Origin of the sequence: Pelagibacterium lentulum (assembly GCF_003992625.1) — a bacterium.
In the GTDB taxonomy this organism is placed as follows: Bacteria; Pseudomonadota; Alphaproteobacteria; order Rhizobiales; family Devosiaceae; genus Pelagibacterium; species Pelagibacterium lentulum.
Genome location: NZ_RZMW01000008.1, coordinates 37,855 through 52,346 on the forward strand (window position 1 = coordinate 37,855; position 14,492 = coordinate 52,346).

14 protein-coding genes are annotated in these 14,492 nt (G+C 56.3%); 9 read left to right on the forward strand and 5 right to left on the reverse strand.

The features are described from left to right. Positions 1-4 precede the first annotated feature (4 nt). Positions 5-1,207, forward strand: coding sequence for an ornithine--oxo-acid transaminase (rocD, locus tag EO133_RS01935; protein WP_127070993.1), 1,203 nt, complete (start codon positions 5-7; stop codon positions 1,205-1,207). On the opposite strand, the gene EO133_RS01940 is transcribed toward rocD, so the two are convergent. From EO133_RS01940 to EO133_RS01950, 3 genes are all read right to left on the reverse strand, one after another. Continuing rightward, positions 1,204-2,055, reverse strand: a complete 852-nt coding sequence (locus tag EO133_RS01940) for a YihY/virulence factor BrkB family protein (protein WP_127070994.1) — start codon at positions 2,053-2,055, stop codon at positions 1,204-1,206. The two genes, rocD and EO133_RS01940, sit on opposite strands and share 4 nt — an antisense overlap. 91 nt (positions 2,056-2,146) lie before the next feature. Then, positions 2,147-2,602, reverse strand: coding sequence for a host attachment family protein (locus EO133_RS01945; RefSeq protein WP_127070995.1), 456 nt, complete (start codon positions 2,600-2,602; stop codon positions 2,147-2,149). A gap of 65 nt (positions 2,603-2,667) precedes the next feature. After that, complete coding sequence (locus tag EO133_RS01950; protein ID WP_127070996.1) at positions 2,668-3,858, reverse strand: MFS transporter; 1,191 nt, start codon at positions 3,856-3,858, stop codon at positions 2,668-2,670. Between the two features lie 208 nt (positions 3,859-4,066). Between EO133_RS01950 and gyrA the strand changes: the two genes are divergently transcribed. The 8 genes from gyrA to map all read left to right on the forward strand — a co-directional run bounded on the left by gyrA (position 4,067) and on the right by map (position 13,183). Beyond that, positions 4,067-6,820 carry a DNA gyrase subunit A gene (gyrA, locus tag EO133_RS01955; RefSeq protein WP_280516121.1) on the forward strand — a complete coding sequence of 918 codons (2,754 nt, stop codon included), beginning with the start codon at positions 4,067-4,069 and terminating at the stop codon, positions 6,818-6,820. A 103-nt stretch (positions 6,821-6,923) separates the two neighbouring features. Next, a complete protein-coding gene (coaD, locus tag EO133_RS01960) occupies positions 6,924-7,412 on the forward strand; it encodes a pantetheine-phosphate adenylyltransferase (protein WP_127070997.1) in 489 nt (162 codons plus the stop codon). Positions 7,413-7,564: 152 nt separating this feature from the next. Further along, the gene (locus EO133_RS01965) at positions 7,565-8,020 is read left to right on the forward strand and encodes a peptidylprolyl isomerase (protein WP_428372622.1); all 456 of its coding nucleotides are present in this window, start codon (positions 7,565-7,567) and stop codon (positions 8,018-8,020) included. Between the two features lie 34 nt (positions 8,021-8,054). Next, a complete protein-coding gene (locus tag EO133_RS01970; RefSeq protein ID WP_127070998.1) occupies positions 8,055-8,531 on the forward strand; it encodes a peptidylprolyl isomerase in 477 nt (158 codons plus the stop codon). A gap of 27 nt (positions 8,532-8,558) precedes the next feature. Then, the gene (queA, locus tag EO133_RS01975) at positions 8,559-9,632 is read left to right on the forward strand and encodes a tRNA preQ1(34) S-adenosylmethionine ribosyltransferase-isomerase QueA (RefSeq protein ID WP_127070999.1); all 1,074 of its coding nucleotides are present in this window, start codon (positions 8,559-8,561) and stop codon (positions 9,630-9,632) included. Further along, a complete protein-coding gene (gene tgt, locus EO133_RS01980; RefSeq protein ID WP_127071000.1) occupies positions 9,629-10,762 on the forward strand; it encodes a tRNA guanosine(34) transglycosylase Tgt in 1,134 nt (377 codons plus the stop codon). The genes queA and tgt overlap by 4 nt, the downstream gene beginning before the upstream one ends. A gap of 17 nt (positions 10,763-10,779) precedes the next feature. Further along, positions 10,780-12,420, forward strand: coding sequence for a glucose-6-phosphate isomerase (gene pgi, locus EO133_RS01985; protein ID WP_127071001.1), 1,641 nt, complete (start codon positions 10,780-10,782; stop codon positions 12,418-12,420). 7 nt (positions 12,421-12,427) lie between these two features. Continuing rightward, the gene (gene map / locus EO133_RS01990) at positions 12,428-13,183 is read left to right on the forward strand and encodes a type I methionyl aminopeptidase (protein ID WP_127071002.1); all 756 of its coding nucleotides are present in this window, start codon (positions 12,428-12,430) and stop codon (positions 13,181-13,183) included. A 4-nt stretch (positions 13,184-13,187) separates the two neighbouring features. Here the strand turns inward: map and EO133_RS01995 are convergent, their stop codons facing one another. Both EO133_RS01995 and EO133_RS02000 read right to left on the reverse strand, forming a co-directional pair. Then, positions 13,188-13,805, reverse strand: a complete 618-nt coding sequence (locus tag EO133_RS01995; RefSeq protein ID WP_127071003.1) for a hypothetical protein — start codon at positions 13,803-13,805, stop codon at positions 13,188-13,190. A 148-nt stretch (positions 13,806-13,953) separates the two neighbouring features. Next, on the reverse strand, positions 13,954-14,487 hold the full coding sequence (locus tag EO133_RS02000) for a hypothetical protein (protein WP_127071004.1): 534 nt from the start codon (positions 14,485-14,487) through the stop codon (positions 13,954-13,956). Positions 14,488-14,492: the final 5 nt, after the last annotated feature.

A 14,492-nucleotide genomic window follows, 5' to 3' on the forward strand; every position in this document is an offset into this window, starting at 1 on the left:
AACAATGATGCGAACCGAAGAACTGATTGCCCTGGAGTCCAGTCTGGGCGCCCATAATTACAAGCCGCTCGATGTGGCGCTGGTGCGTGGAGAGGGCGTCTATGTTCATGATGTTGATGGGAAGCGTTACCTCGATTGTCTTTCCGCCTATTCGGCTGTCAATCAGGGGCACTGTCATCCGAAAATTCTCAAGGCGATGATCGATCAGGCCAGCAAGCTGACGCTGACCTCGCGTGCCTTTCATAACGATCAGTTGGGACTGTTCTATCAGGAAATTGCAGAGTTGACCGGCTCGCACAAGATACTGCCCATGAATACGGGCGCCGAAGCGGTCGAAAGCGCGATAAAGGCCGTGCGCAAATGGGGATATGAGGTCAAGGGCGTCGAGACGGATAAGGCCGAGATTATCGTCTGTGCCAACAATTTCCACGGGCGTACAATGGGCATTGTCGGGTTTTCGACTGACCCCGACGCACGAGGCGGGTTCGGCCCATTCGCCCCAGGCTTCGTAATTGTTCCTTTCGGCGATGCGGAGGCCTTCGAGCGCGCCATTACCCCCAATACGGTCGGCTTTCTCGTCGAACCCATCCAGGGTGAGGCCGGGGTTGTCATTCCGCCTGAAGGCTATTTTCGCAAGGTGCGGGAACTTTGCACCGCAAATAATGTCACGCTTATACTGGATGAAATTCAAACTGGGTTGGGACGTACCGGAAAGCTGCTGGCAGAAGAGCACGAAGGCATCGAGGCGGATGTGACTTTGCTTGGCAAGGCGCTTTCAGGCGGGTTTTATCCGGTATCGGCTGTGCTTTCCAATTCGGAGGTGCTGGGCGTATTGAAACCGGGGCAGCACGGTTCCACATTTGGCGGCAATCCATTGGCCTGTGCGGTCGCGCGGATGGCGCTCAAGGTGCTGGTTGAAGAAGGCATGATCGAAAATGCCGCGGCACTTGGCCCGTATTTTCTCGAAGGGTTGAAGTCGATCCGGTCCAATCACATCAGGTCGGTTCGGGGTAGGGGGTTGATGCTGGCTGTCGATCTGCATCCCGAAGCTGGAGGCGCGCGGGAGTTTTGCTATAGGCTGCGCGATCGGGGGATTCTGGCAAAGGACACGCATACCAATACAATCCGTATCGCTCCGCCGCTGGTAATTACCAAGGCGCAGATCGATGACGCGCTGACCGAGTTCGACAAGGTGCTTGCCGGTTAGCGCTTTACGTTATCTGCCGCATAGGCACCACGCTTCCCCATGGGGCGGTCGGGGCCGACTGTACTGTCCACTGCGGTCTGCAATTCAATACCGGCATTGAAGGCTGCGCCAAAAACGAAAATCTGTGCCGAGATGAACATCCAGAAAAGCAGAACCACTGCGGCGGTCAGTGAGCCGAAGGTGGCTTCAAACTCGCCGAAGTTTTCGACATAGAGTGAGAACAACAGGCAGGCGGCAATCCAAACAATGGCGGCAAGCGTTGCTCCGGGCCAGATCCAGCGAAGTTTTGGCCCGCGGCGATAGAGTGCGAAACGGTAGAGCAGGGAAAATGCTACGATTGCGATAGCGAGAAGGGCTGGCCAGCGTAAGAGCAGCGCAAGCCGCTCTCCGGTGCCAGGGATTGGCGAAAGGCCCGTAATTATTGGTATTGCAGCTACCAGAGCGAGGGCTACCACCATGAAAAAGGCCCCAAGAATGGTCACGATAAACGATACAAAAACCGACATGATGAAGCCGCGGTCTCCCTTGTCACCATAGGCTACCGAGGCGGCATGGATCAGCGCATCAAGGCCGCGCGAACTACTCCAGAGGATGACGACAATAGCGATCGCCAGGCTGATGCCCAAGCCGGTTTCCGGTTGCCCCATGAAGGAATCGAGCTGGTTGACCAAGAGTGCGAATGCAATATCGGGCATGATATCGGAATAAGTTTCGATCTCCGTGCGTATGGCCAAGTGATCGCCAAATATCCCGACGAGCGATACAACGATACCGATCGCCGGAAATATCGAGAGAAAGCCGAAAAAGGCCACGCCCGCACAGCGTAGCCCCATGTCTTTTTCGCTCATCGTCCTGAAGCAATGGACGACGACATTTTTCCAATCGCGCGGTCCCAGTGCGACAGGGCTACGAGGCTCATGTGCGCTCCCGCTCACAAGCCTACCTCGCACTCAAGATGCGCTCGATCTGATCGATGGGATGGTTGGTGAGGTTTTTGGGAACTTCGCCAATAACCTTGTCCATCACCTCGGAATGCAATTCCTTGCGCAGTTCGCCGAGCACTCTTGGGGCGGCACAAAGCACGATCTGCTTGAATCGGTTGTTATGGGCATACTTGTAGAGAAGCGCCGCAGCGTCCTTGGCAAATCGCTCTTCGGCCAGCCGATGCCAGTCCGTCTGTTCCATGGCGCTTTTCTGGTTTTGTCCGGAGTCGTACATGCGGCCCGGCGCGCTCGTTCCCTGATCGCGGGTTGGCGGATTGTCCTGCTCGAGTTCGCGAACCACCTCAAAAACGGGGTTCTTCCTTGTGCCCTTGTTTTCAAAGAAAAGGGCTTTCTCACCGTCGGCGACAAGGACCCACACCTTTGCGTCGAGCCTGAAATCCATTTCCTGCATGAAGGTTCTCCCTAAATCGGTGGTTCATCGGGGAACTCTTTGAGAACGCTTGGGTTCCTTGTTCGTCAGTCTGGCTTGAAGTCGGCGTGTCTGGCCAGCCCGGAGAGGGCGAGCGTTACCAGAATCAGGCTGGCGACCCCCATAAAGACCGGCGAAAATCCTGTCCGTTCCCCAATAAACCCAATAACGCCGGGCGCCATAAGGATACCAGAATAGCCCATGACTGTAACCACCGACAGGCCAATGCCTGGCGCCACGCCCGGAATGTTACCGGCGGCTGAAAAGGCGATGGGGATCATGTTTGCGATGCCAATGCCAGCGAAGGCAAAGCCAGCGATTGCTGCGAACGGTGTTGGAGCCAGCGCTCCAACAAACAGACCGGTTATGGCGAAGGCGGCACTGATGCGCAGGGTCGTTACGGCGCCCAGGCGCTGACGAATGCCATCACCGAGAAAGCGCATAATGGCCATGGTGCCGGAAAAGGCAGCAAAGCCAAGCGAGGCGATAGAAATATCGGCACTCATTTCGCTTTGCAGATAGTGTGCTGCCCAGTCAAGTATCGTGCCTTCAGGGACCATGGAAAAAAGCGCCATTATGCCAATAAGATAAGGCAGTGGCGATCGCGGCATGCGCAGCGGCTGGGCGGCACGGATTGCGGCAGTCGTATGGTCGCGGGCAATCATCGGCAGGGCAAGAAATACTGCGGTGCTGGCAAGGATTGTCAGTGCAACGCCATGCCCAATTTCTCCCCAAAGGCTGGCCATAAAGCCGCCAAGGCCAGCGCCGATCAGGCCCCCAAGGCTCCAGAACCCGTGGCAGGAAGACATGATGGCCTTTCTCATGCGCTTTTCAACGGCAACGGCGTTGGCGTTCATTGCCACATCCATCCCTCCGACAAAGCCGCCGAAGAGGAATATGGCTACCACGATCATCCAGAGTTCGGGCAGGATCGAGACGGCAAGCAGCAAGGGCAGGACGATGACCGAAACGATGCGCAATACTGGCGCGGAGCCATATCGGGCCGTCAAGGCGCCGATGACGGGCATCATGAGGATCGAACCGAGACCGAAAACAAGGATCAGCAGTCCCATTGTGGTTTCGGTTATGCCGAGGCGGGCCATGAGCAGCGGAATCTTGGGCGCCCAACTGCCGATCAGAAAGCCATTGGCCAGAAACAGCAAGGATACCGCGACGCGGTCGGCGCGCAGGCCAAAGGGAAGGTCCGGCGTGCGCTCGACGATCAGGGTGTCACTCATAGGAAACAGACTCGAAAGCGGATGTTTGATGGCGAGTTGAAGGGACAAAAACGATTTCGGCAACACGTTTTCATCCTTTTTAAGCATCAAGCCCACCTTTTATGTGGATGGTGTGCCTCCAAAGTGCCATCTCTTGCCGCTACGCATGGCATTAGCTGGCGGAATCGATTAAACCACATGCCAGCAGAAACGTTGCAGATCGAGTATTGTGACAGATACGCCAGAAGATGACGTCAGGGGCAAGCAGCCCTCAGACATCAACCCAATTTCGATAACCGAGGAAATGCGCAATTCCTATCTCGATTACGCAATGAGCGTGATCGTGAGCCGGGCATTGCCTGACGTGCGTGACGGGCTGAAGCCCGTACATCGGCGCATCCTCTTTTCGATGCACGAACAGGGCTACGAATATAACAAGCCTTATCGCAAATCGGCGCGCGTGGTTGGTGACGTTATCGGTAAATATCACCCGCACGGGGATTCGGCGGTTTACCATTCGCTCGTGCGGATGGCGCAGGAGTTTTCCATGCGGCTGCCCCTGATCGACGGGCAGGGCAATTTCGGCTCGATAGACGGCGATATGCCTGCGGCAATGCGTTACACCGAAGTGCGCATGGAAAAGGCAACCGGCAATCTGCTCGAGGATCTGGACAAGGATACTGTCGATTTCCGCGACAACTATGATAATTCCGAAAGAGAACCGACTGTTCTTCCGGCGCGCTTTCCCAACATGTTGGTCAATGGCGGCGGCGGTATCGCTGTCGGCATGGCGACCAACATCCCCAGCCATAATCTGGGCGAAGTGATCGACGCAACGCTGGCGGTTCTGGACAATTCGGAAATCACCGTCGACGAGCTCATGGAGATCATGCCGGGGCCGGATTTCCCGACTGCGGGCATTATTCTAGGCAAGTCGGGCATTCGCTCAGCTTATGAAACCGGGCGCGGCTCGGTGTTGATGCGTGGTCGGGTCACGGTTGAGGAAGTCCGCAAGGAGCGCGAGGCGCTCATCGTTACCGAAATTCCCTATCAGGTGAACAAGGCAACGATGATCGAAAAAATCGCCGAGATGGTGCGTGACAAGCGCATTGAGGGGATTTCCGATATTCGTGACGAATCCGACCGACAAGGCATGCGGGTCGTGATCGAACTCAAGCGTGACGCGGTGGCCGACGTCGTGCTGAACCAGTTGTATCGCTTCTCGATGCTGCAGACCTCGTTCGGCTGTAATTTCGTTGCGCTCAATGGCGGCAAGCCCGAATTGATGCCGCTCAAGCGGATTCTGCAACTGTTTCTGGAATTCCGTGAAGTTGTGGTCACGCGTCGTGCGCGGTTCCTGCTAAACAAGGCCCGCGATAGGGCACACGTTCTGGTCGGGCTGCTGGTTGCCGTCAATAATGTCGATGAAGTGATCCGGCTGATCCGTTCGTCGCCGGACCCTGCGACTGCGCGCGAGAAGCTGCTGGAGCGTGACTGGCCCGCGGGCGATGTCATGGATCTGATCCAATTGATCGACGATCCGCGACACACGACGAATGCCGATGGTACATTCAAGCTGTCCGACGAGCAGGCGCGTGCCATTCTTGCGCTGACGCTCTCGCGCTTGACTGCCCTTGGCCGCAATGAAATCGGCGATGAACTCAATGGTCTGGGCGCCCAGATCGAGGATTATCTCGATATTCTGCGCAGCCGCGAGCGTGTTTTGGGCATCATTCGTCAGGAACTCGAAGATGTGCGCGATCAATATTCCACCCCGCGCAAGACCGAGATAAATGAGTTTGCCGGTGATCTGGACGACGAGGACCTGATTGCGCGCGAGGATATGGTCGTTACCGTTTCGCATGGCGGCTATATAAAGCGGGTACCGCTATCCACCTATCGGGCGCAGCGGCGCGGCGGCAAGGGCCGTTCTGGCATGTCCACGCGCGATGAGGATTTTGTGGCACGGCTGTTTGTTGCCAATACCCATACGCCTGTGCTGTTTTTCTCGTCTCGCGGGATTGTTTACAAGCTCAAGGTCTGGAGGCTGCCGCTCGCGGCGCCCAATGCCCGTGGCAAGGCACTTATCAATACCCTGCCGCTGGAAGAAGGCGAGCGTATCACCTCGATCATGCCATTGCCTGAGGACGAGGAAAGCTGGGACAGCCTTGATGTGATGTTCGCGACAACGCGCGGAAACGTGCGCCGAAACAAGCTTTCCGACTTCGTTGAAGTGCGCCAGAACGGCAAGATTGCCATGAAGCTCGATGAGGGCGACGGCATCGTTGGCGTGGAGACTGCAAGCGAAACCGACGACATGTTGCTGACGACGCGAAGCGGGCAATGCATCCGCTTCCCGATTACCGACGTGCGCGTGTTCAAGGGACGCGACTCGACCGGTGTCCGTGGCATCAATCTTGGTGACGGCGACGAGGTGATTTCCATGTCGATCCTGCGCCATTTCCATGCGACTTCGGAAGAGCGTGTCGCATATCTGAAGATGAGCCGCGCAGTGCGCGGAGAAGCTGAAGACGCGAATGGCGAAAGCGATGACGAAACGGCAATCGCCTCGACATTGAGCCAGGAGCGCTATGCCGAGATGAGCGCATCCGAGCAATTCGTCCTGACGATATCGGAGAATGGTTTCGGCAAGCGGACGTCATCGTTTGAGTACCGGATCACCGGTCGCGGCGGCAAAGGTATCGTTGCCATGGCGGTCAATGACCGCAATGGCAATCTTGTCGGGTCGTTCCCGGTCGAGGACGACAACCAACTCATGCTTGTCACGAATGGCGGGCAGGTCATTCGCGTTCCGGTCGATGGTATCAGAATTGTCGGACGTTCAAGTCAGGGTGTTACGATTTTCCGTACGGCCGCTGATGAAAAAGTGGTTTCCGTGGAGAGGATCGTTGAGCCGGAGGCATCCGACGAAACGGATGAAGATGGCGAGTCCGAGGGGCCTGTTGAGGGCCAGACTGAATAAGAGCGAGGCTATCGATTTGTCAGGGTAGGTCAGGCACTTTGCGTGACCTTCGCCCCGATCAACCGGCTTGCGCTCCAGCGCCGGGCATGACAAAACCGCTGCCATGAGTGATCGTACTGGATTTTATCCCGGCTCGTTCGACCCGGTGACCAATGGCCATCTCGATGTTATCGAGCGCGCGTGCAAGCTTGTTGACCGGCTTATTGTCGGCATTGGCGTGCATAACGCCAAGCGGCCATTTCTGGATCCTGAAACGCGGCGAAACCTTATTGCCGAAGTTGCGGGACCGATCGCCCAGCGTAACAATACGCCAATCGAAATCATCGAGTTCGACGGCCTGATGGTGCATGCGGCGCAAAAGGCAGGTGCCAACATCGTCATTCGTGGGCTTCGCGATACGACCGACTATAATTACGAAATGCAGATGGTGGGTATGAACGCCCAGATGGTTCCCGATCTGCAAACGGTTTTTGTGCCCTCAAGCCCATATGTTCGCCATATTTCGGCGACGCTTGTGCGGCAGATTTCCGAAATGGGCGGCGATATCACCGCCTTTGTTCCTAGAAACGTACTCAAAGCTCTGGAGAAATAATGGCTGGACATGCCCAAAAGCCCGTCAACCGCGTGGTTGGCGGCATGGTACTCGCATTTCTTGCGCTTTTCGTTGCAATGGTTGCATGGCCGGTCGCGCAGGGAAGCAATTCCGATGCGGCGCTGGCGCAGGCTCCTGCAGACGCGCCGCGCATGGTGCTGACCCTCAAGGACGGGGAAGTGGTGTTTGCGCTACGGCCCGACCTCGCGCCAAATCACGTTGCGCGCATTACCGAACTTGCCAATTCCGGTTTTTACGATGGGCTGAATTTCCATCGTGTTATCACAGGATTTATGGCTCAGACCGGCGATCCTCTTGGCAACGGCACCGGCGGTTCCGATCTGCCTAATCTTGAAGCTGAGTTTTCAAACGAGAACTTCGTTCGCGGCACGCTCGGAATGGCCCGGTCCATGGCCCCCAATTCGGCGAATTCGCAATTCTTCATCGTGACCGCGGACTCCCCGCATCTGAACGGTCAGTACACGTTGTTCGGTGAGGTGGTTGAAGGCATGGAATTCGTCGACAACATCGAGCAGGGCGATCCGCGCGCAAACGGCGTGGTGCAGAATCCCGACCAGATGATCTCGCTGCGCGTGATCGAAGAGTAATTTCTAAAAGTATTTCAATAAGAAGGAATGGTTCATGGCAACCTATGCCGATCCGGAAAACACCATCATCATGGAAACGACAAAGGGCAATGTCGTAATCGAACTTCGTCCTGACCTGGCTCCCGGCCACGTCGAACGTATCAAGGAACTGACGCGCGAGAAGTTTTACGATGGTATTGTTTTCCATCGCGTGATCGAAGATTTCATGGCGCAGGCCGGTTGCCCCCGCGGCAACGGCACGGGCGGTTCGGACAAGCCGAACCTCAAGGCCGAGTTTTCGGACGAAAAGCACGTGCGCGGAACGGTTTCTGCGGCGCGTTCGTCCGCTCCGGACTCGGCCAATTCCCAGTTCTTTATCTGCTTTACCGAGGCGCCGTGGCTCAACCGGCAATATTCGGTTTGGGGCAAGGTGATCGAAGGCATGGAAAATGTCGATCTGCTTGAGCGTGGCGAGCCCGTCCGTAATCCGGACAAGATCGTTACCATGCGCGTTGCTGCCGATCTGGCGTAATGTTTTGCCGGTCCTTGGGACGAATTCATGAAAGTCGAACTTTTCGATTTTGACTTACCCGAGGACCGGATTGCGCTGCATCCGGTTTCGCCGCGCGACAGCGCGAAAATGCTTGTGGTGGGGCCGGACGGCAATCTGACCGATCGCGTTGTGCGCGATCTTTCCGAAATTCTGCGCCCTGGCGACGTGCTGGTTGTAAACGACACAAAAGTCATTCCGGCCGACCTCAAAGGTGTTCGGCATCGCGGTGAATTTGCAGCCAATATCTCGTTCAACCTTCACAAACGGGTAAATGGATTTACCTGGCAGGCATTCGCGCGGCCTGCAAAGCGCCTGAAAGCCGGAGATCGCGTGGTTTTCGGTGCGACATCGGACGTCTGCATGCTTGAAGACCTTGTAGCCACCGTCAAGGTGGTTGAGGACGGGCAGGTGACGCTTGCTTTCGATCTTTCCGGCGCGGCTCTCGATGAAGCGATCAAGGCGCGCGGAGCAATGCCCTTACCGCCCTATATAGGCGCCAAGCGCACCATAGAAGCGCGGGATTCCGAGGATTATCAAACGGTCTATGCCCGTCATGATGGGGCCGTAGCAGCGCCGACAGCCGGCCTTCACTTTACCGATGAACTTTTGGCAAAGCTCGATGAACTCGGTGTCGGCGTTGAGCGTGTGACGCTGCATGTGGGGGCCGGGACTTTTCTCCCGATGAAGGCCGACAATACCGAAGATCACAAGATGCACGCCGAATGGGGCACGGTTTCGCGCGGGGTTGTGGACAGCATCATGGCCGCCAAGGCAAAGGGCGGTCGCGTGATTGCGGTTGGCACCACAAGTCTGCGCCTTCTGGAAAGTGCAGCACGGGCTACGGGCGCCCTGGCGCCCTTTACCGATGAGACGGACATTTTCATAACGCCGGGTTTCCAGTTTCGCGTTGTCGATGTGCTGATGACCAATTTTCACCTGCCGCGTTCGACCCTGTTCATGCTGGTTTCGGCCTTTTCCGGCTTGGAGACTATGCACAAAGCCTATAAGCACGCGATCGAAAACCAATATCGCTTCTATTCCTACGGCGACTCCTCGCTGCTTTTCCGGGCCGATCCATGACCGAAGATTTCCAGTTCACCCTTCAGGCCACCGACGGCATGGCCCGGCGGGGGCAGATCGATACGCCACGCGGCGAAATCCGAACGCCTGCCTTCATGCCGGTGGGGACCGCCGGCACGGTCAAGGCGCTCTATCCTGAACAGGTGCGCGAGACCGGCGCCGATATTCTGCTGGGCAACACCTACCATCTTATGCTGCGGCCTGGTGCCGAGCGCGTCGCGCGGCTCGGCGGACTGCACGATTTCATGGATTGGCAGCGGCCAATCCTGACCGATTCCGGTGGCTTTCAGGTGATGAGCCTGTCCAAATTGCGCAAGCTCAATGAGGACGGTGTTACCTTCAAGTCCCATATCGACGGATCGGCGCACACTCTGACGCCAGAGCGTTCCATCGAAATTCAAAAGCTGCTGGATTCCGATATCATCATGCAGCTCGATGAATGCGTTGCGTTGCCGGCGGAATATGCCGAGCTTGAGCGGGCAATGGAACTCTCCATTCGCTGGGCGGAGCGATCGAAAAAAGCGTTCGACGACGCCAAGGGCAGAGCGCTGTTCGGTATCGTGCAAGGCGGCGATAATTCCGAATTGCGGGCACGATCTGCCAGGGGGCTGATCGATATCGGTTTTGACGGCTATTCGGTTGGTGGTCTCGCGGTCGGTGAGCCGCAAGAGGTGATGTTCAAGGTGCTTGAGGACATTACCCCACATCTGCCGGTGGAAAAGCCACGTTACCTTATGGGGGTTGGCAAGCCCGACGATCTTTTAGGCGCGGTCGGCCGCGGCATCGACATGTTCGATTGCGTGCATCCCACGCGTGCCGGACGGCACGGACATGCCTATACGCGGTTCGGTGTGATCAACCTCAAGAATGCGCGTCACAAGGACGATCCGCGCCCGCTTGATGAGACCTCGCCCAATCCGACAGCGCGGCGGTTTTCGCGAGCTTATCTGCATCACCTTGTACGCTGCGAGGAAATTCTTGCGGCCATGATCTTAAGCCAGATAAACCTTTCCTATTATCAGGAGTTGATGGCCGGGATGCGAAGTGCGATTGAAGACACGCGGTTCGATGACCATTGCGCTGCAATCCGTGAGGGATGGGCGCGCGGCGATCTGCCGACAATAGAGTAAACAAGGGGTGCGCAAACATGTCCAATAAGGCCCGCAAAGCAGCCTTCGCTGATCTTGCCAAGCACAAAAAGCGGCTGTCGGGTACGACGATGCGTGAAATGTTCGCGCACGACCCGGACCGTTTCGCATCCTACTCCGCGCGATTTGGCGATATGTTGCTCGACTATTCCAAGAACCGCATCGACAGCCAGTCGATGAAAGCCCTGTTCGAGCTTGCGCGCGAGGTCGATATCGAAGGGCGCCGCGATGCCATGTGGTCGGGCGAGGCGATCAACGTAACCGAAAATCGTGCGGTTCTGCACATGGCCCTACGTTATTTCGGCAATAGCCCTGTGATGGTCGATGGCAAGGATGTCATGGCTGACGTGCGGGAGGTTCTCCAGCGGATCAAGGGCTTTTCCGAAGCGGTCCGGACCGGTGAAATCCGTGGCAATCGCGGTGATCAATTCACCGATGTCGTCAATATTGGCATTGGCGGCTCCGACCTCGGGCCGGTGATGGTAACACTGGCACTTGAGCCCTACACGCGTCCTGATCTACGTGCCCATTACGTTTCCAACGTCGACGGCGCGCATATGGCCGATACGCTCAAAGCACTGGATCCGGCAAAAACCCTGTTTGTCATTGCATCCAAGACATTCACGACCGACGAGACGATGACCAACGCGCACACGGCGCGCAAGTGGCTGGCCGAGGCGCTGGGTGAAGCGGCAGTGAACGATCATTTCGCCGCCGTTTCGACAAATATTGAAGGGTGCCAGAATTTCGGTATCCGCGAAGACCGGATTTTCGGTTTCTGGGATTGGGTCGGCGGGCGGTACTCGGTCTGGTCTGCTATCGGGCTGCCGGTGGCGATTGCGGTCGGATACGACAATTTCGAGGCCTTCCTACGTGGAGCCGGCGAGATGGACGAGCATTTCCGCACAGCGCCGTTGGAAGAAAATCTGCCGGTGATCATGGGACTGCTCGGGGTCTGGTATCGCAACGCCTGGGGCTTTGCGACCCATGCCGTGCTTCCCTATGACCAGCGCCTGTCGCGTTTCCCGGCTTATCTGCAGCAGCAGGATATGGAATCCAATGGGAAATCCGTAACGCTCAATGGCAAGGATGTGGCGTGGGAAACAGGGCCGATCATCTGGGGGGAGCCGGGCACAAATGGGCAACATGCGTTCTATCAATTGATCCATCAGGGTACGAGCGTGATCCCGTGCGACTTCCTCCTTGCAGTAAAGCCGCATGAAAATTTGCCACCCCATCACGCCAAACTGGTGGCAAATTGCCTAGCACAATCGGAAGCCTTGATGCTGGGTAAGACCGAGGACGAGGTTATGGCCGATCTCAAGGGCACCGGCCTTTCCAGATCGCAGATCAAGGCACTGCTGCCTCATAAGGTGTTCCCCGGCAACAGACCGTCCAATACGCTCGTTTATGAAAAGCTCGACCCGGCGACGCTTGGCAAGCTCGTCGCGCTTTATGAGCACAAGGTTTTTGTCCAGGGGACGATCTGGAACATCAATTCCTACGATCAATGGGGTGTGGAACTTGGAAAACAGCTTGCAAAGGCTCTGTTGACCAAGGTTGAAGGCAGTGAAGGCTCGGAAGGGCACGACAGTTCCACCCGCGGCCTGCTTGCTCATTTTCATAACCTGAAAGGATAGGCGCCGGGTGACGGTAACGACCGAGGAAGAGTTGGAGCGGCTCAAGGCCATTGGCCGAATCTGCGCGATTGCGCGCGATAGCATGGCTGCTGCGCTCGAACCCGGTATTACAACAAAGGAACTTGACGATATCGGACGTGGTGTCCTTGACGCGCATGGAGCGCAATCGGCGCCGGAAGTCACCTATCAGTTTCCTGGCGCGACGTGCATTTCGGTCAACGAGGAAATCGCGCACGGCATTCCGGGCGATCGCGTGATCGAGGCCGGCGATCTGGTTAATATCGATGTCTCGGCCGAAAAGGATGGCATTTTTGCCGACACCGGAGCGTCGTTCGTCGTTCCACCAGCAACAAGGCAGGTTGAAAAACTTTGCCGCGACGGCAAAAAGGCGATGTGGGCAGGCATCCGGGCTGTCAAATCTGGTGGAGCGCTGGCCGATGTAGGACAGGCCATCGGCAAGTTTGCAGGCGCGAATGGCTATACGCTGATCCGCAATCTCGCAAGCCACGGGATTGGCTATAGCCTGCATGACGAGCCGGGCGAAATTGCGACCTGGCCGGACCGGTCCGAACGCCGCCGGATTGCGGATGGGCTTGTTTTTACGATCGAACCGTTTCTCTCGCTTGGTGGCAAGATGGCTGAAGAAAAATCGCTCGACGATATGTGGACGCTGGTGAGCGTACCACCAGCCTTATGTGTTCAGTACGAACATACGATTGTCGCCACTAAGCGCGGTGCGGTTGTCGTGACGTTGGCGAACTGACGCTCTAAAATCCGTAACGGATGCCGACTGTGGTTGCATTCGCACTGCCGCCGCCAATCGTGCGCCATGCCGATGAACGATGATGTAAACGCCAAAAGACTTCAGCATTGGGATTATCTGCAAGCGATACACTGATTTCCGGGCTGAGATAGAAAACCATCCCTGCGGAACGGCCATCATGGACTTCCCGGGCTGCTTCTTCACCCATCGTATCGGTGACAAGACTCATACCGAAGGTGATTGACGGTGTAATGCGCAATGTGTCGTTTATGACAAAACCATCGTAGCGTCCGACCACACCGCCCCAGATTTCAGCCGTGGTCTTTTCCTCGCCGATCCGCGCCGCGATGCCGATCTCTGTTCCCAGACGGAAATGTTCGGCCGGTTGCAGCATGAACTGCTGATAGCCGCCCCCTATAACAAGCGTGTTGTCGTAAGTGACATCGAACGGATTAAAAAAAGAGTACATGTGGTCGTCGCCCATGCGGCCACCGAAAAGAAAGACGTACCGATCAAGAAGCGACTGTTCGCTTTCGGTCGGTATGAGCGTCGTACCATTGCTCTGTGCAAAGGCAGGCGACGAAAATACGCATAAAGCGATAATGAAATGGGTGATACGCATGGGTCGTACTTGATATTGCTTGCAACAATGGCCAGCGGCTGCGGCGACAGATCAAACGCGGATTAAACGAAATCGTTCCTCGTGCAATCCCCAAGCCTAATGCAGTTTTTGCATAAATTTTACCAATGCTCTTCGTGAACGGCGTATTTTATCGGTTTTCCAGTCCGTTGGCGGCACGCTGTGCGCGAACCTCTTCGGCGTTCTCGATAACATAGGTCTTGAGTTCTTTAAGTCCTTGAAGGATTGCATGATAAGCGTCTGCGCAATCACGGACATTGGTGAATTTGTTGGGCGTGTCATTGTCCCAGGCGATAACTTTGTCGATGGTTTCTTCAAGCATGGCAAGATCGCCAAATGCGTAGGCGTTGATCTCTGCGCCAATGACTTCGCTCAGAGCACCGAAAAGCGCTGGATCGGCATCCGCGGGAAGGTCGGGATTGCAGACAAGGTGGGTGCGATAGCGCAATTGTCCGGCATAGAACCAGAAAACGGCCTCATCGCGCTGCCCGGTATCAAAGAGTTTCGATGAAAGAATGTAATATGCCGATGGGTGCTCGTTGGTCACACTGGCCCGTAACCTATCGATGCTCATGTCGTTGAAGGTTTCTGCATGAACAGGGCCTGTCGCTGAAATCATAAGAAACAGGGCAAGCGGCGCAAGCGTGCGAGAAAGGGCAGACATTTCAG

Coding starts and splice junctions, on each gene's coding strand:
- rocD (WP_127070993.1), top strand. CDS start 5: ATGATGCGAACCGAAGAACTGATTGCCCTGGAGTCCAGTCTGGGCGCC.
- EO133_RS01940 (WP_127070994.1), bottom strand. CDS start 2,055: ATGAGCGAAAAAGACATGGGGCTACGCTGTGCGGGCGTGGCCTTTTTC.
- EO133_RS01945 (WP_127070995.1), bottom strand. CDS start 2,602: ATGCAGGAAATGGATTTCAGGCTCGACGCAAAGGTGTGGGTCCTTGTC.
- EO133_RS01950 (WP_127070996.1), bottom strand. CDS start 3,858: ATGAGTGACACCCTGATCGTCGAGCGCACGCCGGACCTTCCCTTTGGC.
- coaD (WP_127070997.1), top strand. CDS start 6,924: ATGAGTGATCGTACTGGATTTTATCCCGGCTCGTTCGACCCGGTGACC.
- EO133_RS01965 (WP_428372622.1), top strand. CDS start 7,565: ATGGTGCTGACCCTCAAGGACGGGGAAGTGGTGTTTGCGCTACGGCCC.
- EO133_RS01970 (WP_127070998.1), top strand. CDS start 8,055: ATGGCAACCTATGCCGATCCGGAAAACACCATCATCATGGAAACGACA.
- queA (WP_127070999.1), top strand. CDS start 8,559: ATGAAAGTCGAACTTTTCGATTTTGACTTACCCGAGGACCGGATTGCG.
- tgt (WP_127071000.1), top strand. CDS start 9,629: ATGACCGAAGATTTCCAGTTCACCCTTCAGGCCACCGACGGCATGGCC.
- pgi (WP_127071001.1), top strand. CDS start 10,780: ATGTCCAATAAGGCCCGCAAAGCAGCCTTCGCTGATCTTGCCAAGCAC.
- EO133_RS01995 (WP_127071003.1), bottom strand. CDS start 13,805: ATGCGTATCACCCATTTCATTATCGCTTTATGCGTATTTTCGTCGCCT.
- EO133_RS02000 (WP_127071004.1), bottom strand. CDS start 14,487: ATGTCTGCCCTTTCTCGCACGCTTGCGCCGCTTGCCCTGTTTCTTATG.